The following is a 19,001-nucleotide window of genomic DNA, read 5'->3' as shown; positions in this document are numbered from 1 at the left end:
ATGGTGTGTGATGTGAGGCAGGACGGCAGGCAGCGCCGATGCGAGTGCCGCCAGGCAGCGATATTCGCTCCGGCGCGCTGGGCCGACGAGATGCCGGAAGAATGGCCTATGTATGCTGGCCGGTCAGAGCGCGAAATCGGCAGCCCATCGTTCAAGGACGCTCTTGTATGGTTTGATGAAGTGCTCCTCGGCAAATTTCCCCTGCTTGACAGCCAGCTGGCTGCGTTCTTCCCGGTCGTAGACAATCTGCGTCAACGAGTAATCCTGGTTCTTCAGGCTCGGTTGATAGAGATTCCCTGCTGCAGAATTGGCGTTGTAGATTTCGGGGCGATAGATCTTCTGAAAGGTCTCCATGGTGCTGATGGTGCCGATCAACTCGAGATTCGTGTAGTCGCCCAGCAGGTCGCCGTGAAAGTAGAACGCCAATGGTGCAACGCCATTCGGGGGCATGAAAAACCGAACCTGCATCCCCATTTTTGCGAAGTACTGGTCGGTTGAGGACAGTTCATTCTGTTGGTACTCAACACCCAGTACGGGGTGCTTGTTCCCGGTTCGCCGATAGGTCTTGCTGGTCGAGGCGCTGATGCAGATGACAGGCGGCTTGCTGAAGCGCTCCTTGTACGCGCTCGAGTTGGCAAATTGCTGGAACAGCTTTCCATGCAAGTCGCCAAAGTTGTCTGGCGTGCTGAATTCCGCGCGCTGGGCGTTGTACTCCGGAAGCAAGACGCTGAAGTCGTAATCGCGCACGTAGGAGGAAAAGTTGTTCCCCGCGATACCGTCGATGCGCTTGTTCGCAGTCTTGTCGAGAATGCTGGTATTCAGGATCTCGATCAGCGGGAATGCATTGCTGCGGCTATCGGTATCAATATTCATCTCGACAGAGATGATCTCGAGTTCGACAGCGTAGCGGTCTCCCGTCGGATTGTCCCAATGCGCCAACTCATTGAAGCGATTGTCAATCATCCTCAGCGTGTTGCGCAGGTTCTGTTGCCGACTCCTTCCTCGAGCCAGGTTGGCAAAGTTGGTGGTGATGCGCGTGCTGTCCGATGGGCGATAGTTCTCATCGAAGCAAATGCTCTTGAGGTGAAAGGTAAGTTCTTGGTTCATTGTGATCTCATGACCTAATCTCTGAGAGAAAAGCCGATTCCTGTTTCAGGCCACAACCACTTCATCGGCCAGAGAGGGCCTGGCGTGGTGCGTCAATTTGACTAACGGCAATGCCCGTTGGACCGCCAGTCTTGCCCGCTCGATCAGGGCCTCGTCCCGCAGGCGGTAATCCACGAAATCCTTGTCGGTCGCGTAAACGCCCAACGGCAATGTGCGTGCTTGGAAGAAGCTGAACAGCGGCCGCAACTGGTGGTCGATCACCAGGGCATGGCGCTCGCTGCCGCCGGTGGCTGCCAACAGAACGGGTTTGTCGATCAAGGCGTCCTGGTGAATGAAGTCGAAGAAATGCTTGAACAGTCCCGTGTAAGAGCCGCGGTAAACCGGTGTTGCCACCACCAGGACGTCCGCTTGCTCGACCGCTGCAAGTTCCCGCTCCACCGTATCGGGCAGTTGGGAACGCCAGACCGCGCCGGCAAGCTGCGGTGCGAGGTGGCCCAGTTCGACCAGGCGTTGCTGGCACGGGATTTCGTCGGCGATCAGATCCAGCAGGTGCTCTGACAGGGCTGCAGCCTTGGAGGGGCGTTGCAGTCCGCCGGAAACCGCTACGACTCGAAGTGGACGTGTCATTTTTGCCTTCAGATGGCTGCAGTCGAACAATGGGAACGCATGGTATGGATGTGTGTCGATGAAGTAAAATGGTTTTATTTCACCAATCCATGAATGGGAATCATGTGAATGCTTGAGCGCATCCATCTCAGCATCGTTCAGCAGGTCGAGAAGCAAGGGTCGTTGACGGCCGCCGCCGGCGTACTGAACCTGACCCAGTCGGCCCTGAGCCACAGCATGAAGAAACTAGAACAGCAACTGGGCGCCGACATCTGGCTGCGCGAAGGCCGAAGCCTGCGCCTGACGCAGGCCGGCCAATACCTGCTGGCGGTGGCGAACCGGGTGCTGCCGCAACTGGACCTGGCAGAAGAGCGCCTGGGCCAATTCGCGCAGGGCGAGCGCGGTGCGCTGCGCATCGGCATGGAATGCCATCCCTGCTACCAATGGCTGCTCAAAGTGGTTTCCCCCTATCTGGCCGCATGGCCCGACGTGGATGTGGACGTCAAGCAGAAATTCCAGTTCGGCGGGATCGGTGCGCTGTTCGGCTACGAGATCGACCTGCTGGTCACGCCCGACCCGCTGTTCAAGCCGGGGCTGAAGTTCGAACCCGTATTCGACTACGAGCAGGTGCTGGTCGTGGCCAAGGACCATGCCCTGGCTTCGGCGGCCTATGTGAAACCCCAGCAGCTGACCCGGGAAGTGCTCATCAGCTACCCCGTGGACATCGAGCGCCTGGACATATACAGCCAGTTCCTGTTGCCGGCCGGTGTCACGCCCAGGCGCCACAAAGCCATCGAAACCACCGACATCATGCTGCAGATGGTGGCCAGCGGCCGCGGCGTGGCTGCCCTGCCGCGCTGGCTGGTCGACGAATACGCGGCCAAGATGGACGTGGTGCCTGTGCGGCTGGGCGCGCGCGGTATCGCCAAGCAGATATTCCTGGGCGCACGCGAAGCGGACACCGCCATTGACTACGTGCGGGCCTTCATTGAACTGGCCCGCCAGCCCGCAATTGCCACCAGCACTGCCATGGCCCAGGGAGCCAAGGGATGAACACCGCCGTCGAGCGCAAAACGCCTCCGCTGCCCGGCGGCCACGGCAAGGTGCTGCTGCATTCGGGCTGCGCACCCTGCGCAGTCAGGTGGTCACCAGTTCCTTGGGCATCTCGCGCTGGAAGAACATGCAGCAGCAGATCAACGACTGCGGCGTGCGTGCGGCGGCCAAGTCCCCCCGGCCTGATGTACTGGGAATACAACCGGTGCAAGGGAGGCGGCTCCGCGCGGATGCTGGAGATCAGCAAGCGCGAGAACTCCTAGCAGCAGAGCTGCCGTAAGCGCCATCACCCCCGATGGTGTCGATCGGTGTATCCGCCGGGATCTGGACGTCAGCCCTCCCGGCCCAGGATTTATGCCACAACGCTGCCTTGAGGCCACAGGTATGTGATGTCTACTTGTGCGACATCAGAGCACCCGATCTGCGCCAGTGTACGATCGATTTCGTCTCGAAAAATCTCAAGTACGGCGTCGACGCCTTCAGGGCCTTTTGCCGCGAGGCCATATAGTGTGGCACGCCCCAGCAGAACGGCTGAAGCCCCCATTGCGACAGCTTTGACCACATCTGAACCTCGGCGGATGCCGCTATCAATCAAGACTGGGATGTCCACCGCGGAGCGCGTGGAGGGTAGTGCTTGGAACGGAGCGATGGCACTATCGAGTTGTCTGCCGCCATGATTTGACAGAATCACTCCGTCAATCCCCATCGACTGACATCGCTTTGCATCATCCGGCCGGCTAAGGCCTTTGACCAGCAACTTGCGGGGCCACAGTTCTCGCAGTCGTGCCAGATCATCCCAGGAGAAGCTCGCATCCATCTGCCGTGTCATGAGGGCGGCTTGAATTTCCGGATCATTCATTGCGGATGATGCGAGATTGCCGAATTGTGGAACGCCGTTGCGAAGAAAGTTGAAGGACCAGTGCGGGTGCATGAGTCCGTCAATGAGTGTGCGGGCTGTGTAGCGCACGGGTACACCAAAGTTGTTCTTCAGGTCCCTTTCCCGCTTCCCGTTGACGCCAACGTCGACCGTGAGCACAAGTGTGCTGTACCCGGCGGCGAGGGCACGTTTGATAAGCATCTCGGCGAGTTTTCTGTGCACGATGTAGAGCTGAAACCAGAGATCGCCGCCAGCTGCGTCAGCCACCTCTTCAATAGAGGAATTTGATGCGGTGGAGAGGATGAAAGGTATGCCGAATCGCTCGGCCGCTTTCGCCAGAACGATGTCGCCCTTTGGCCACAGAATGCCGTTGATACCGGTGGGGGCGATCAGAAGCGGTGCACGCAACCGCTTGCCAAGCAGCGACGCTTCCATCGAACGCTTGCTGGTGTCCGTCAGGCGCTTAGGTTGGAAGCGGACTTTTTCGAAGACATCCCGATTATGCCGAAGACCACTTTCCCCTTCGGCGCCGCCCTCCATGTAATCGAACACCATTTTCGGCAGACGAGCTTGAGCAAGTCTCCGAAAATCTTCTACGTTGACGAGTGAGCCCATCGTGGCTTCCTGGCTTGGTTGTTAATTGGGGATGCTCAGAAATTGTCTCTGCCTGGCGGGAAGACGGAGCAACGTTGATCGTGTACGAAGATGAATCGAGGGAAATCGCTTCGCGGCATGGCGCGCATCGCTCGTTGTTCCTGTTGATATTGACGTCTCGGGTATCTCACTGCCGAGGGCGGGGAGATCTTCCGGGGCCTTTGTCGTTGTCGAAACGCATCCGCCGCATCCGCCGCGTCTGCCACATCTGCCGCATCGACGCACGGCGCAAGCCAGGCAGCACCTGGCATCTCGACACGATGTTCATGACGCTGCGTGGCGAGCCCCGCCTGCGATGGCGTGCGGTCGACGAGCATGGCGCCCGAACTCGGCATCCTGTTGCAGAAGCGCCGCGATAAGGCTGCGGCCAAACGCTTCTTCCTGCGCGTGCTGCCTTCCTGTCCGGCGCCGGGCAAGATCGCCACCGGCCGGCCGCGCAGCCACCTGGCAGCAAAGGCAGACATCGCCAGCCCACTCGTGAACGTGGGCGGCGCATGCGTGGATTCCGCGTGCCCGAAGCGCACGCGTGCCTTGCTGTCGGGCTTCGGTCATTCAAACGCTCGAGGGGAGGGCATCTTGATCTGTTCCTGAGGCAGGCGACGGATGACAGGCAACTGCCCGCGCTTCGACGAGGCGCACGAGCGACAGCAGCGCTTCGGTTGCGGGCAGTGTCATGTTCAAGCTCCCGGCCGTGGCGACCGCTGCGCCATTGATCGCTTCGATCTCGGTGCGGCGTCCGGCCTGAACGTCCTGCAACATCGATGGCTTGTGCCCCTTGTGCTGGGCAATGGCGCCGGCGACGTTGACCTTGCACTTGGCTGGATTCACGTCGATACCGAGCCGCTGCGCGACCGACAGCACTTCAACGACGACTTGCTCTGCGAGCCGGCTGCCTTCAGGCGTAGAGCCGAGCTGATCGACGGTGCACCCGGTGACGGCGCAAATGGTGTTGAGCGCGGCATTGAACGCGACCTTCTCCCAGATCGCAGCCCATACGGTGGCGTCCGCACTGCACTGGAGACCGGCGGCCGAGAGCGTCTCGGAGACCATGCTGACGATCGGTCGGGCGTTGCCGTCAGCGGCCATGAGTCTGACGACACCTTTGCCATGCGAGTGCACGTGGCCAGGCGCGACCATGTCGGCCGGCCAGGTGGTCACGCCGATCAGAATGCGCTCGGCGGAGGCGAACTCGCTGATCTTCTCGACATTGCCCAGCCCGTTCTGCAGGGACAGCACATGGACATCCGGGCCAATCAGGTGCTTGACGCCCTGGAGCGCGGCGCCGGTGTGCAGCGTCTTGGTAAAGATCACCAGCAACTCGGGTGGCTCGCGAGCGTCTTCCGGTCGGCAGATCTTCAGCGTCTTCACACGCCGATCGCCGTTGTCCGTGACCAATCGCAAGCCATCCGAGCGGATGGCGCCGATGTGTGCATCGTTGATGTCGATCAGCGTGACAGCATTGCCGCACTCAGCCAGCAAACCGCCGAACATCGAGCCCATGGCGCCAGCGCCGACGATAGTGATCCGCATGATTTCCCCAGGAGTTTCAGCTGGTGATTGCCGCCGCGGAACCCGGCTTCAGCAGCCCATCGCGCTTCGGGATGTGACGCGAGACGACAAGAAGCGCAAGCATCGCCAACACCATGGCAGTGCCAAGCAGTGCGAGATAAGCCGTCGCACCGCCGGCCGTAATGACCACGGCTCCTGCGAATGCACTGAGGATCGCGCCCAGCCGTCCGAAGGCCAGCGCGGACGCGGTGCCGGTCGCTCTGACGCTGGTGGGGTACATGAACGCACACAGCGCATACATGGTCGACTGCACTGCATTGACGAACATGCCATGTACACCGAAGCCGAAGATCAACAGGTGCGTGTCGCGCCCGACATTCAGGGTCTGCATCGCGAATGCACTGGCGGCTGCGCCGGCGCAGCACAGGACCAGTGGCCAACGTGACCCGAATCGCGTTATCGCGACGGCACAGACCAGCGCGCCAATGACGCGTCCGAGGTTGTAGGCGGTCAACCCCGAGCCAGCGACGGCCATCGACAGTCCTTCCGATGCCAGCATCGTCGGCAGCCAGCTAAAAGCGCTGTAGACGGCGGTAAGGCACAGGAAGAACGCAGCCCAGGTTGCCAGCGTGTCGCGCGCCAGGCCGTCTGAGAACAGCGCGCCAAATCCGGCCCGCTTTTCTACGAGCTGTTCCGCGGCATCGGTGTACGTTGCATCGGCAGCCATCGGATGGCCCATACGCCCAAGCAGCTTGCCCAGCTCAACCCAGCGTGCCGGATGTCGTGCCAGGAATCGAGGCGTTTCTGGCAACGTGAACAGAAGGATGGTGCCCAGCGCAATGGGAAAGGTTCCACCGATGAAGAATAGTCCGCGCCAGCCGAATGCCGGCAGGATTTCACCGGCAAAGAGGCCCGCCAGCATGCCGCCGAGCGGCACGCAGACGATCGTGGCCGTGACGGCGAGCGTCCTGCGGCGCGCCGGCGTGAACTCGGCCGTGACCGTGGTAGAACTCGGCAGTGCGCCACCAATGCCCAGGCCGGCGACAAACCTGAGTACCGCCACGGTCAGGACATTGGGCGCAAGGCCAATGGCGCAGGTCGCCGCCCCGAAGACAAAGACGCTGGAGATGACCGCCATCCGGCGGCCGAATCGGTCCGCGAACAGGCCTGCGCAGGCGCTGCCGATCCCCATGCCAATGAGACCGGCGGCGACCGCCGGGGCGAAGGCGTTTCGCGTGATGTTCCACTCCTTGATCATCAACGGAATCGCGAAGCCGATGAGCTGGCCGTCAAAGCCATCCATCACAATGGACATGGCTGCCAGGAAGACCACGACCTTTTGCATGGTCGTATAGGCGCCGTCGTCGAGCAGCCGGCCGATGTCGGCATGGCTCTTGAAGGGAACCGCTTGGGAGTTCATGCGCGTGCTCCCGGGTTGCAGGTCGTGGGCAGCATGCGCTGGCATTGGTTGCGCGATGGAGAAGCTTGCGCGCCAATGGCTGACGGGGTTCGTTCGATCATGTCTTGTCTCCTGTTTGAGCGCTCTGGCGTGCGCGCGCCCTGGTCGTATCAGTAGCGGTGTCCGGCATGGCCGCCTGCCGGGAAATTGTGGGAAAACGGCATCCATCACCCCATCGTTTTCGAACAGCCTCCGCCTCTTCCCGGGCGGTCTCTGATGGAAAGCGTCTCAGTCGTCCAGCGTGTCGAATGGCAAGCCGACAGAGTTCTCGGCCAGCGCTGTCGAAGCAGCGCGCGAGCCGGTTACGTAGTCGAGTTCGGCGAGCTGCACCTTGTGCTGGAACTCGTCCGCGTCGGGGAAGCGATGCAGCATCGAGGTCATCCACCAAGAGAAACGTTGCGCGCCGTACTGCATCGGCTCGGTCACGAAACTACGCATGCCGACCACAGTCTTGCTTCATCAGCCCGGCCGGGCCGGCGCTGATGATGGCAACTTGTGTTTTCATTGCGGTGCCCGTCTCAGAAAGGGTAGTGACGCGGGCTCGTTTGAACGGTCACCCATCGCAGATCGGTGAAGGCATCGACCCCGGCTTTCCCGCCGAAGTGCCCGATGCCACTGCCCTTGACGCCGCCAAACGGCATCTGCGCTTCGTCGTGCACCGTGGGCCCGTTCACGTGGCAGATGCCGGACTCGATGCGTCCCGCTACCTGGATGGCGCGCGCCACGTCACGGCCGAAGACCGCGGCGGCGAGGCCGTATTCGTTATCGTTGGCGCAAGCGACTGCCTCTTCCACGCCACGCACACGCACGATGCCTTTCACGGGGCCGAAAGCCTCCTCGCGGAAGATGCGCATGTCCGGCGTGACGTGGTCGAGCAGGGTGGCGGGCATCAGCGTGTCGTCCGCCTTGCCGCCCGCCACGAGCTTCGCGCCTTTCGCCAGCGCATCATCGATCAGTTCGTTGCAGCGTCTTGCCGTGCTCATGTCCACAACCGAGCCGAGGACCACCGGGCCCAGGCGCGGATCACCGAGCGGAAGACTCGATGCACGGGCGCTCAACCTGGCCACGAATTCGTCGGCGATGGCCGAATCGACGACGATCCGCTCGGTCGACATGCAGATCTGTCCCGAATTGGCGAACGCACCGAACACGGCCGCATTGACGGCGGCGTCGACATCGGCGTCGTCGAGGACGACCAGCGGTGCCTTGCCGCCGAGTTCGAGCACCACGGGCTTCAGGTACTTCGCGCAGGTTGCGGCAATGAGCTTGCCCACCTGGGTCGATCCCGTGAAGTTCACCCGTCGCACAGCCGGGTGCGAAATCATGGCTTCGACCACAGCAGCCGCGTCGGCCGGCGCATTGGTGACGAAGTTCACCACGCCCTGGGGTAGTCCGGCCTCGTGCAGCGCCTCGATGATGAGGCCGTGCGTCGCCGGACAGATTTCGCTGCCCTTGAGCACCACCGTATTGCCACAAGCCAGTGGCGTCGCGATGGCCCGTACCGCCAGGATCACGGGCGCGTTCCAGGGAGCGATGCCCAAGACGACGCCCGCGGGCTGCCGCACAGCCATGGCGAGGCTGCCCGGCACGTCGGATGGAATGATTTCGCCGCCGATCTGCGTGGTCAGCGATGCGGCCTCGAGAAGCATGCCGGCCGCAAGGTGAACGTTGAAGCCGGCCCAGATCGCCGACGCGCCGGTCTCGGCCGCCATGGCTGCCGCGAATGCCTCGGCTTTCGCTTCGAGCGCTTGGGCGGCCTTCATCAGCAGCGTTCTGCGCTCGGTCGGGCCAGTGCGCGACCAGGTCTTGAAGGCCGCAGCGGCAGCGTCGACGGCCGCGACCGCGTCTTCCCCGGTGGCCGCGGGCGCGACCGTCGCAACGCTGCCGTCAAGCGGATTGCGCCGCTCGAAGGTTGCGCCATGGCGGGCCTGGACCGGCTCGCCGTTGATCAACATCGAAATCTTCATGGCCTTGTCTCCGGAAGGGTCTTGAATGAAAGCGTGAGCCGGCGGTGTCTTCAGGCGACCCGAACCTCCACGACGTTTGGCGCCTTGGCGGCGAGGGCGAGTTCGAGCACCGCCCGCAGATCGCCGGCATCGCTGACGAGCGTGGCGGCGCATCCCATGCCCTTGGCCAGCGACAAGAAATCGATGTCGGGCAGTTCCGTTCCCTGGACGACATCGGTCGCAGAGAACCCGAACACGGGCGCGAAATCCTGTAGCGCAGCGTACCGACGGTTGTTCAGGATCACGAACGTGATCGGCAGTTCGAGTTGCGCGGCGGTCCACAGCGCCTGTATCGAGTACATGCTGGAACCGTCGCCCATCAGGCAGATGACGCGGCTGCCCGGTTTGCCGAGCGCTACGCCCACTGCTGCCGGCATGCCGTAGCCGAGACCGCCGCTGTCCATGGTGAAGAAGGTTTCGCTGCGGGTGATGGGCAGATAGGCTTGCATCACCGGGCGCGCGCTCGGTGCTTCCTCGACCACGATGTCCTCGGGTGCCTTCACTTGCGCCAACGTCTGCAGGACGTAGGCAACCGACATCAACGGCGAAGGCTCCGCCTTTGGCGCTTTGATCCTGGCCGGCGGCACGGCTCGAACCTGGGGCACCGGGCGGGCGAGCAGATCGAGAACTCCCAGGCGGATGCTGCCGACCGCCGACATGCCGACCGGCGTCCAAGCCGCGGTATCCGGGTCCTCGGTCAGCTGGCACAACGTAGCGCCGCTCGGGATGTGTGGTCCCGCGCCTTCGACGTGATACGCGAACGCGGGCGCACCAATGGCAAGGATCAGGTCATGGTCGCCGAGCAGTTCGACGATCCGCTCGCGCATTGCGGGCAGGAAGCCAGCGAACAGCCGATGATCTTCGGGGAAGCTGCACCGGCCGGACATCGGCGCTGCCCACACGCGGGCGTTGTGCGCCTCGGCCAGAGCCACGACCTCGTTCCACGCATTGTCCCGATCGATCGCGGCACCTACGACGAGCGCCGGCCGATGACTTGCATCCAGCGCGTCGCCGATTTGTGCCAGGACGGCAGGCTGCGGGCGAAGCTCCGTACTCACGACCCTTGCCGGCACGAACTCTGCTGGCTGGTCCCAGTCATCTACCGGCACCGACACCAGCACGGGGCCACGCGGCGGCATCATCGCGATGTAGTACGCCCGCGCGATGGCCTGTGGCACGTCTTGAGCGCGCGCCGGCTCGATGCTCCATTTCACATAGGGCTTGGGGAGTTCGGTGGCTTGCGCCGAAGACAGGAATGGGTCGAAAGGGAGGATCGAGCGCGCCTGCTGGCCTGCCGTGATGACCATCGGCGTGCGATTCTTGTGAGCGGTAAAGATGTTGCCCATCGCATTGCCCACGCCTGCCGCCGAATGCAAGTTCACGAAGGAAGCGTTTCGCGTGGCCTGGGCGTAGCCATCCGCCATGCCCACCACGGTAGCCTCCTGCAAGCCCAGTACGTAGCGGAAGTCGGCTGGGAAATCGCGGAACATCGGGAGCTCGGTCGAACCGGGGTTCGCGAACACGGAAGTCATGCCGAAACGACGCATGAGGTCGACGACGGCGTCGCGAACGGTGACGGTGACGGTGCCGGGTTGCTTGGCTGCGTCGACGACGGCGAGTGGTAGGGGTCCGGTCATTGCGCGCTTTCCTTCTGTTGTGCACTGCACGAGTCGCAGCACTAGTCTCGATGGCACAAGTGTGAAAGTTCGTCACCCTCATGAAAATTGCTTTCTTGAGAGAAAGTCATTACCGTTAAGCATGACTTTCGACCTCCAATACCTTGTCGCCTTCAACGCCATCGTTTCGTCTGGAAGCCTTGGGCGGGCGGCTAACGCCCTGAACGTGACGCAACCGGCGCTGAGTCGCACCATCCGCCGGCTCGAGGAGCAGGTTGGCGCACCTCTGTTCGAGCGCCACTCGAAGGGTATGCAGCTGACGGATGTGGGAAAGGCCTTGCAGCCCCACGCGCTCCTATTGCAGCGCGAGTCCGAGCATGCGAATGAGCACATCAAGGCGATGCTAGGCTTGGCAAAAGGTACGATTCGCGTCGGCGCAGTCGGCAGCATTGCCTGCCTGGTGCTTCCCTTGGCCATCGGCAGCACAATCAAGAAGTGGCCAAATCTTCAAGTCCAGATCATCGAAGGCGTCTGGGATCGCCTTGCTGATGCGCTGGTCTCCCATGAAATCGATCTGGCGCTGGGGGTCGACGTCGAGGACACTGACGAGATCGTCGCTGTCAAGGATTGCCGTTGGGAGGACACCAGCCACGTGGTTGCGGGTCGGCGCCATCCTTTGCGAAAAAAGCCAGATCTCAAGCTCGCTGATACGCTGCAAGAGCGCTGGGCCATGCTTCCGAAGGGAACCGGGCCTTTCGAGCACATGAAGAAGGTGTTTTCGCGACAGAACCTGGCCTTGCCCAACATCGTCGTCGAGACCCGCTCCGTCATGGCGCTCAAGAGCTTGATCGGGCGTTCAGGCTTTCTTGGCTGGATGCCCGAGCCCATGTACGACGCCGAGCGCAAGGCGGGGCTCATCGACGCCCTGGAGATGCCAGGCGCCAGCGACAAGAGAGTCCTGACTGCGTTCCGTCGAAGGGCCGGCATGCTGCCCGGTCCGTCGATCAAGCTGCTCGAGGAACTGCGCGCGCTGACGGCGCAACGATCATGAGTGTGACGCCGTGGTCAGCGGATCTTCAGAGACCGTGGCGGCCCGCCCGGCATGCCTGTGGAAGACCGCCTGCTTGGCCTCACGCCGACTGTGCCGCGGCAGTGTCGACCTGGCACGCGCCTGGGCGAAGCGCTTTTTCGAGATATCCCGGTTGGCATCGGCCAGCGCCAGCGCTCCTTCGTTCGTCCCCACCGGCAGCAGGGATCCGTATCATCGATGAGGCCACTTGATGGGCCGAGTCGGTCGATGAAGGAGTAATCATTCTTCTGAAGTTGAAAGGCTGCTTTCCTGGCCGATCTCCGCCCGTTGGCTGGGCTTGGTAGTTGGCTGACCCGGGCCCGAGCTTTTCGGCGACACATTGGGTTCGCAACCTCCAGACGCTTGCCCGGTAAGGGCTGGCGCAGCATCGACTGAGATCGCCTCTTGGTGACCAGCCAGAACTCGGCGCATACGGCGCGCAGCAGGGCGCGTGTGATGGTCTAATTTCCTCAGACAGGTCGATAGGTTGGAAAGGGGCATGAGTGCGCTTCTGGCTCACGCCGATGCCTCACGCGCAGTCCGCGAATGCTGCGCCACGCGCGCCAGCCAGCTTCGCTCCGGGCTGATAGGTTGGCGTCTTGGCGCATTCACTCCTGTTAATCGGCCAAGCACACTCGATTCGCGTTTGTGCAGAGCATCCCCAGGGAAGGCTACCTGATTTCGTCTACCTTCCGAATAAGCTGACCCTTAGGGGTGGATCGAATGCTTGAGCTTCGTCCGTCCACCCTTCCAGGCCGTTGCTACACTTGATGCGAAATGCTGCAAGTCCTTTGATTTTCACTTGCAACAGATAGCATCGTGTGCCTGGTTCTACTGTTCCGATAACGGGTCCGGTCCCCTCCATTGCGTCATTGGCCATTGCGCGCAAACCGACGCGTGCTTCAGCTGTGCGTCCAAACATGTCTATGACATAGTCATTCCACCAGATGGCGAGCAGGGCAGTTGCGGTCAGCGCTAGTAGGCCAATCAACATCCATCTACCAATTCCCGGACGCGCCGCCCTCATAGCTTTGCCCCTTGCGATATAGTCTCCGCTCAACAAGCCGGTTCGATTTCGACAAAACCGCCAACAAGTCAGCAGGCGAGACTGGCGTTGGAAAATACCGAGGATCATGCGCCAGTACTCCGACCATTTCAAGTACGTCCGCCACGTTCGAACTGCACGAATTATCGAAAACGCTATATTTCGCGTCGATGGCGACGCGCCGCTCTAGCTCATCAATAATGATCTTCCTTTCGCGAGGAGATACCCATAAATGGAGGCCGATCGCATCGCGCTGTACTTTTTGCGTATTGCTATTCAGGTAATCTCTGAATGGCCCTTTGAAATACTTCTCATGCGCACGGCTATACACAGTTCTGTCGATGGCTATTGCTACGTGCCCAAATGCAGATGCCGGTCGTGGCAAGCTGTCGAAGACGACCACTTCGATATACTCACGATCAATATGAATCGGTTTTGGCTCGTTTTCGGGTAGCGGCGTTGTTGTGCGGCTGCCAATGGGAATCAGAGTCTTGCCTGTGGAGGGGGATACGAGTTTGTCTGCCATGGTGTCAACCCTCTACATAGATTTGCACATTCCGTGCACGCGCCTCCGAGGCTAGCAGATGCGTTCGCCCTTTGTTGTCTGTCGTGCCGAACTCCGGTTCGCCAGTTTCTCGCACAAGTGCATATTCAGTGTTCGCCAACGGAGCCTGGGTTTTGCTATCAAGCAGCACATACAGGTCATCAAATCTGTTGGCATCATGAGGCGACGCCGGAACGCGAAGCAATCCGTCTTTGTTATGGGTGCTGGCAAAGACTGCGCTGCTCCTCGGATGCTCAACGTTAGCGAAGCCCGCCGTTGACGAGATCAACTGAGCGCCACAGGCGGTTCGCATTCCGTGCAAAGCAATAGCCTTGCCGTGTGCGGTAAATCCTGTATCGCCCTCGATAATTGGAAAAACCCCATTGCAAAGAGGGCATGAAACCATGTGTCCAACGGCGGCTGCAGGGAGGCCGTGAATCCTGAAGTTAGGGATACCCTCTAGTACTGTGCCGCCGTGCGTTGTTTTATCCCCCTGCCGGACAATTCCTTTCATCATGGTATTTTGATCCTTTCGATTGTGGCAATGTGAGCTCAGGAAGTGAAAGAGCCAATGCGGAGAATAAATGCTATTTTCATACTGATTGATAGAGTATTGGGAGATCTCTATTCTTGGCGCGGATTTGGCTTCTTGTGTCGAATGAAATGTCGTTCTTCGATGGGTTCTGTCCGATCGTTGCAGCCAGCGGTATCGCGATCGGCCTGCGAGCCATCGTGTCGCTAAACGTCGTCCCCGTCCCAATCGACCGCCGTGACTTTCGGAAAACTCGCTGGTGGATCTGTGTCCAACGTGATGTCGGACAAGGTGGAGATGTAGGTCAGCGTCCGATCGTTCGACCCGGGGGGCCGCCGGCTTCTGACTTGAAGAGATGATGCGCCGCCTGTATCTGCTCGAATTTCAGCCGAAAGTCATCGCAGATACGGCGAAGGCATTGAAAGACCCCGTGAGCCAATTTACAGGGGCTGGAGACCCGCAGATTCAGGCTGTATTCCATAGCGAGGCATTAGGATTCACGCAGTCCGACGGGGCAAGCGCGGGCGGCGCAGATCCAAGCACCAGCGGTGGCTTGCTATCCGGCGCCGACCGGACAGCAAGCAAAATGTCGGTGGATACCTCGACGCTGGCCGGTACCAGCCACGCCGATGCCTACCTGACGATCGCAAGAACAACCGCCTCGAGTCGTGATGCCGTCAGCGATGCTGACTTCATGGCCCGCGCCAAAGCCATGGCAGAACGACTCAAGGCCATGCTGAAGCAGCACGGCACGGAGTCTCCATCGCCGGCGATTGACTTGCCGACGCAAACGTAACCGTCTTGCCAATGCGCGGGGAATCTATGTAAGGCCTTGGCAAGGGGCAATTCCCGCACCGCGCCCTGCAAGAAATCCTTATTGGATTCGGACAGCGGCGCCTCTTGATCGATCTCGGCGCCGAAGTTCGTATCCGTCTCGATACGCTCCATGGCGGCCTTCGGGCGACCTTCAGGCGGAATCCGTGAGGCTCACGCCCGCCCTTTGTCTCACCATGTCAGGCAATGACCTCCTACGCTGCGGCAGCCTCCTCGCGCATGCGGCGGGCTTCGTCGCGCAGGAACTGCTGGTAATCGTCCAGATCCCCGTCGAAAGGCTCGACGCCGCCTTTGGTGACCAGCCAGAACTCGTCGCATACGGCGCGCAGCAGGGCGCGGTCGTGGCTGACCAGCATCACGGTGCCTTCGAATTCGTTGAGCGCGATGCCTAGCGCTTCGCGCGTGGCCAGGTCGAGGTGGTTGGTCGGCTCGTCGAGCAGCAGCAGGTTGGGGCGCTGCCACACGATCATGCACAGCACGAGCCGCGCCTTTTCGCCGCCGCTCATCGTGCCAACCGGCTGATGGACCATGTCGCCGCTGAAGTTGAAGGTGCCGAGGAAGGTGCGAAGGGATTGTTCAGTGCCACTCTGGCCGGGAGCGCGCATGTGCGGCGGCGTGTCCTTGGCCAGGCGATTCATGTGTTCCATCGGCGTGTCGAGCGGGCGCAGCACGTCGAGTTCCTGCTGGGCGAAGTAGCCGATGTTCAGGCCTTTGCCTTCGCTGATTTCGCCGGAAATCGGCGCCAGCGCGTGCGCCACCGTCTTCACCAGCGTGGACTTGCCTTGGCCGTTGGCGCCGAGAATGCCGATGCGCTGCCCGGCCAGCACGGAACGGTTGATGCCCCGCACGATGACCGTGGGCGGGGTGCCCGGCAGAGCGTCGGCCGGCGCCGGGTAGCCGAAGCTCGCGTCCAGCATCGACAACAGCGGGTTCGGGACGTTGAGTGGCTCCTTGAACTCGAAGCTGAACTCTGCGTCGGCAAGCACCGGAGCGATCTTCTCCATGCGTTCGAGCGCCTTGACCCGGCTCTGCGCCTGCTTCGCCTTCGAAGCCTTGGCCTTGAAACGGTCGATGAATTTCTGCAGGTGGGCGATTTTCTCCGCCTGCTTGGCCATCGCGGCCTGCTGCAAGACGAGTTGCTCCGCGCGCATTTCCTCGAACTTGCTGTAGTTGCCGCCATAACGCACCAGCTTGGCGTTGTCGACGTGCACCGTCACCTGCGTCACCGCGTCGAGGAATTCGCGGTCGTGGCTGATCACGACCAGGGTGCCTTGATAGCGCTTGAGCCAGGCTTCCAGCCAGACCAGCGCGTCGAGGTCCAGGTGATTGGTCGGCTCGTCGAGCAGAAGCAGGTCGGACGGGCACATGAGCGCGCGCGCCAGTTGCAGCCGCATGCGCCAGCCGCCGGAGAAACTGTTGACCGGCTGATCCAGCTGCGCAGCACTGAAGCCAAGGCCCAGGATCAGCGCCTGGGCACGTGCGGGGGCATCGTGCGCGCCGGCGTCGAGCAGGGCCATGTAGGCGTGCGCCATGCGCATGCCGTCGTCGCTGGCCTCGGCGGCGGCGACTTCCGCCTGCGCGGCCAACAGCGCGGTGTCCCCCTCGACGACGAAGTCGGTCGCGCTCTGCTCGGTCTCCGGCATCTCCTGCGCAACCTGGCCCATCTTCCATGCCGCGGGAATCGAGAACTCACCGCTGTCTTCGTGCAGCGTGCCGTTGAGAAGGCCGAAGAAAGACGACTTGCCGGCGCCATTGCGGCCGACAAGACCAATCTTCTCGCCGGGGTTGAAACTGACGGACGCGCGGTCGAGCACGACATTGACGCCACGGCGCAGCGTGACATTGCGGATGGAAATCATAGGGAGCTACTTCGGAGAGGAATGGCATGATAGCCGATCGGACGTGCAGGGCCGTCGCTTTCCTGGCCGCATGCGTGAAGAGCCGCTTGCGCTTTGCGGCGTGCACCGGTCACAAAGCAAGGCGGCCTCTGGCACATGGGGTGTACCGGCTGCGGGGCCAGCGAACATCGCGGTGAATGACGGCTCCTGGCTGCAGATTCGACCGGTCGATGCATCAGCTTGATGGAATCGTTCAGCCGGCGTATCGGTCGCACGCTTGGCGACGGTGACTGGTTCGCTGTCGGTCGAAACGGGCAATCACTTTGCCATTTGCCAACGGCTGAATCCATCATGTGGTGTAGAAGAGTCTTCATGCAAATCGACACGCTCGTGCAGGCGCTTAGCATAATGGCCTGCTCGTCAGGATGTTGAGATCCGGATGCCAGGGTTGTCAGGAAGTGATGCGCGCACCGGGATCTGTGATGTTTTTCCGATGATTCCCAAGCTCAGTCGACTGCGACCGCTCTTAGATTTTGCGCAGATCAGTTGGGAAAATACCCCGGTGCAAATGCGCCGTACCCGTGCGGTGAGACTCTGTGCCGTCGGCAAAAATGGCTTGCCACCAACAACGATGGAGCCACCATGCCGCTGGATTCAGAGGAGCCGCTGGAGTACTACGAGAAATCGATGTTCAACTCCGAATGGAAGGCAGCGAAAGGCAAGCGCTGCACGCCAGTGGACGATGTCGTTCTGTCTACCGACAAGGCTCCCCCCGCTCTGCGCGACCAGCCACCGCCCCCGCCGAAACCAAAGGAGCCACCCAAGCCCAAGGAAGCGCCCAAGCCTCTCATCCAGGGTCTGCTGGAAGTCGGTGCAAAGATCCATGAATGGGCGCACAGCCAGACCGCGGTCGTCCCGGAAGGGCCAGGAGGGACCCTTGGTCCCCCGAGAATAATCCCCGCCAAGCTCCTTCCCCCGTTCGACTTGCAGGACGTCCCCAAAGCGATGGATGGCCTGAACTGGCCCGTTTCCGCGAAGCTCCAGCGCAAGTGGTTCGCAGGGGAGTTGAATTACCCGACCACTGACAAGGGTGCTGTCTTGGGCGTCAATCAGGATGGTCAGCCATTCCCGCCCAGTATGATCGACACGACGACGATCAAGATGGACTGGCTTCTGCGCTTCCCACGTGCCAAGGCCAAGCTGGACGAGCTTCTGAATGAAAGACTATTCAACGCGTCGGCCATCAATGAATTGAAGCTCAAGGCGCGCAACTGGGAGTCGTCCCCTTATGTGATTGACACATGGGCGCGATGCGAGGGCGACTGGCAGAAGTATCACCGAACATATCAATATCAATTGGTCAACGTCGACAGCGACCTGACCAGCAAAGCCATCATGGGGGTCGCTGGATCGGTGACGCCAATTCTGATGGACGACCTCTATGGGGCGTTGGCGGGCTTCTCGTTCTATGCGGCCCTGAGCAAGTTCACCTACTTCAATGGGCGGCTGGAAATCGACGAGATCAACTACTATGCCCGCGACGTGTTCACGTTCCATGACCGGACGGACGGCAGTCCCACCTCCAAGGGAACGCAATATCTCGGAAACTGGAACAAGCATGGGCTGATTGTAGTACCGGCGTATGCCGTACTTGGGGAAGTCTCAACGGCCAAGATGCCCCCCGTAGCTCGGTACGGCAGGATGACAGGGGGGCACGTGTTCTATACCGTTCGCAATCGCGACTACCGGGAGTGGCAGTTAAAGCATCGGCAAGGCGGCGACCTGGTGCTGTACTCCAACCGCTACCGCATGAGGCTTCGTGAACCGATGGTCTTTGAGTTCCGGCGATGAAACGAATATTGAAGATGTTGGCCTATGTGCTCGTGCCCATCTTGCTTCTTTGGTATGGGGGCGGGATGTATTACAGATCCACCGCCCACGAATGCGAACGTGAGGCCGAGGGGGACTATATTGGCGAGCATTGCTATATGGCCTTTAGAGACAGTTCACTGTTTCGCCTCTATGACGCCAAAACGGGCGAAAAAATCGCTGAGCGCATGTTCATGGAGATAGCAGAGCCTCGTATTGCCTGGGGCGATGACATCGTCTACTACAGCCCCGGTGAAGACAAAGACTACGTTCCCCTTCCACCGACCTGGATAGACCGTCTGCGCGCCAAGCTACCGTGACGGCCATCTATGGAGGGGCATCGGGGAAAGACGGGTTGCCTGGCCGCATTCATGTGGCGCACC

Annotated in this window: 15 protein-coding genes and 3 pseudogenes; 7 read left to right on the top strand and 11 right to left on the bottom strand. The window is 61.1% G+C overall.

The features are described 5' to 3' along the window. Positions 1 to 123: 123 nt before the first annotated feature. Positions 124 to 1,107, bottom strand: a complete 984-nt coding sequence (locus BKK80_RS12120) for a DUF1852 domain-containing protein (protein WP_071069584.1) — start codon at positions 1,105 to 1,107, stop codon at positions 124 to 126. 45 nt (positions 1,108 to 1,152) lie between these two features. After that, entirely contained in the window at positions 1,153 to 1,734 is a 582-nt protein-coding gene (gene msuE / locus BKK80_RS12115; protein WP_071013032.1) for an FMN reductase, read from the bottom strand. A gap of 108 nt (positions 1,735 to 1,842) precedes the next feature. On the opposite strand from msuE, the gene BKK80_RS12110 reads away from it, so the two are divergent. Beyond that, positions 1,843 to 2,766 (top strand): LysR family transcriptional regulator, encoded by a 924-nt coding sequence (locus BKK80_RS12110; RefSeq protein WP_071013030.1) that lies wholly within the window; start codon positions 1,843 to 1,845, stop codon positions 2,764 to 2,766. Positions 2,767 to 2,857: 91 nt separating this feature from the next. After that, positions 2,858 to 3,023 (top strand): annotated as a pseudogene (locus BKK80_RS38120) (epoxyqueuosine reductase QueH); the annotation flags it as partial. Between the two features lie 95 nt (positions 3,024 to 3,118). Here the strand turns inward: BKK80_RS38120 and BKK80_RS35560 are convergent. Continuing rightward, positions 3,119 to 4,258: an alpha-hydroxy-acid oxidizing protein gene (locus BKK80_RS35560; RefSeq protein WP_084545567.1), complete on the bottom strand. Its 1,140-nt coding sequence runs from the start codon at positions 4,256 to 4,258 to the stop codon at positions 3,119 to 3,121. Positions 4,259 to 4,518: 260 nt separating this feature from the next. On the opposite strand from BKK80_RS35560, the pseudogene BKK80_RS35555 reads away from it, so the two are divergent. Then, positions 4,519 to 4,846: pseudogene (locus BKK80_RS35555) on the top strand (DDE-type integrase/transposase/recombinase); the annotation flags it as partial. Between the two features lie 3 nt (positions 4,847 to 4,849). Here the strand turns inward: BKK80_RS35555 and BKK80_RS12100 are convergent. The 5 genes and pseudogenes from BKK80_RS12100 to mdlC all read right to left on the bottom strand — a co-directional run bounded on the left by BKK80_RS12100 (position 4,850) and on the right by mdlC (position 10,908). Then, a complete protein-coding gene (locus BKK80_RS12100; protein WP_071069582.1) occupies positions 4,850 to 5,827 on the bottom strand; it encodes a ketopantoate reductase family protein in 978 nt (325 codons plus the stop codon). Positions 5,828 to 5,843: 16 nt separating this feature from the next. Continuing rightward, the gene (locus tag BKK80_RS12095) at positions 5,844 to 7,226 is read right to left on the bottom strand and encodes an MFS transporter (RefSeq protein WP_071069580.1); all 1,383 of its coding nucleotides are present in this window, start codon (positions 7,224 to 7,226) and stop codon (positions 5,844 to 5,846) included. Between the two features lie 267 nt (positions 7,227 to 7,493). Beyond that, positions 7,494 to 7,667: pseudogene (locus BKK80_RS12090) on the bottom strand (4-hydroxybenzoate 3-monooxygenase); the annotation flags it as partial. Between the two features lie 116 nt (positions 7,668 to 7,783). Continuing rightward, complete coding sequence (locus tag BKK80_RS12085) at positions 7,784 to 9,232, bottom strand: aldehyde dehydrogenase (protein WP_071069576.1); 1,449 nt, start codon at positions 9,230 to 9,232, stop codon at positions 7,784 to 7,786. Between the two features lie 50 nt (positions 9,233 to 9,282). Next, positions 9,283 to 10,908 carry a benzoylformate decarboxylase gene (gene mdlC, locus BKK80_RS12080; RefSeq protein WP_071069574.1) on the bottom strand — a complete coding sequence of 542 codons (1,626 nt, stop codon included), beginning with the start codon at positions 10,906 to 10,908 and terminating at the stop codon, positions 9,283 to 9,285. 121 nt (positions 10,909 to 11,029) lie between these two features. On the opposite strand from mdlC, the gene BKK80_RS12075 reads away from it, so the two are divergent. Next, the gene (locus BKK80_RS12075) at positions 11,030 to 11,938 is read left to right on the top strand and encodes a LysR family transcriptional regulator (RefSeq protein ID WP_071013020.1); all 909 of its coding nucleotides are present in this window, start codon (positions 11,030 to 11,032) and stop codon (positions 11,936 to 11,938) included. Positions 11,939 to 12,954: 1,016 nt separating this feature from the next. On the opposite strand, the gene BKK80_RS35550 is transcribed toward BKK80_RS12075, so the two are convergent. Together BKK80_RS35550 and BKK80_RS35545 are read right to left on the bottom strand one after the other, a co-directional pair. Further along, the gene (locus BKK80_RS35550; protein ID WP_084545566.1) at positions 12,955 to 13,527 is read right to left on the bottom strand and encodes a lipoprotein N-acyltransferase Lnb domain-containing protein; all 573 of its coding nucleotides are present in this window, start codon (positions 13,525 to 13,527) and stop codon (positions 12,955 to 12,957) included. 4 nt (positions 13,528 to 13,531) lie between these two features. After that, entirely contained in the window at positions 13,532 to 14,062 is a 531-nt protein-coding gene (locus BKK80_RS35545) for a PAAR domain-containing protein (protein ID WP_197523915.1), read from the bottom strand. A gap of 370 nt (positions 14,063 to 14,432) precedes the next feature. Here BKK80_RS35545 and BKK80_RS36415 point away from each other — a divergent pair, with 370 nt between their 5' ends. Beyond that, positions 14,433 to 14,873: a hypothetical protein gene (locus BKK80_RS36415; RefSeq protein WP_157903209.1), complete on the top strand. Its 441-nt coding sequence runs from the start codon at positions 14,433 to 14,435 to the stop codon at positions 14,871 to 14,873. 232 nt (positions 14,874 to 15,105) lie between these two features. Here BKK80_RS36415 and BKK80_RS12060 read toward each other — a convergent pair whose 3' ends face one another. Continuing rightward, positions 15,106 to 16,770: an ABC-F family ATP-binding cassette domain-containing protein gene (locus BKK80_RS12060; RefSeq protein WP_071069568.1), complete on the bottom strand. Its 1,665-nt coding sequence runs from the start codon at positions 16,768 to 16,770 to the stop codon at positions 15,106 to 15,108. Positions 16,771 to 17,391: 621 nt separating this feature from the next. Between BKK80_RS12060 and BKK80_RS12055 the strand changes: the two genes are divergently transcribed. Together BKK80_RS12055 and BKK80_RS12050 are read left to right on the top strand one after the other, a co-directional pair. Next, on the top strand, positions 17,392 to 18,600 hold the full coding sequence (locus BKK80_RS12055) for a DUF6402 family protein (protein ID WP_071069566.1): 1,209 nt from the start codon (positions 17,392 to 17,394) through the stop codon (positions 18,598 to 18,600). After that, positions 18,597 to 18,938, top strand: a complete 342-nt coding sequence (locus BKK80_RS12050; RefSeq protein ID WP_084084354.1) for a hypothetical protein — start codon at positions 18,597 to 18,599, stop codon at positions 18,936 to 18,938. Before BKK80_RS12055 ends, BKK80_RS12050 begins: the two co-directional genes overlap by 4 nt. The last annotated feature ends 63 nt before the right edge of the window (positions 18,939 to 19,001 follow it).

This window comes from Cupriavidus malaysiensis, from assembly GCF_001854325.1.
Taxonomy (GTDB): domain Bacteria; phylum Pseudomonadota; class Gammaproteobacteria; order Burkholderiales; family Burkholderiaceae; genus Cupriavidus; species Cupriavidus malaysiensis.
This window is presented reverse-complemented; position numbering and strand designations above follow the sequence as displayed.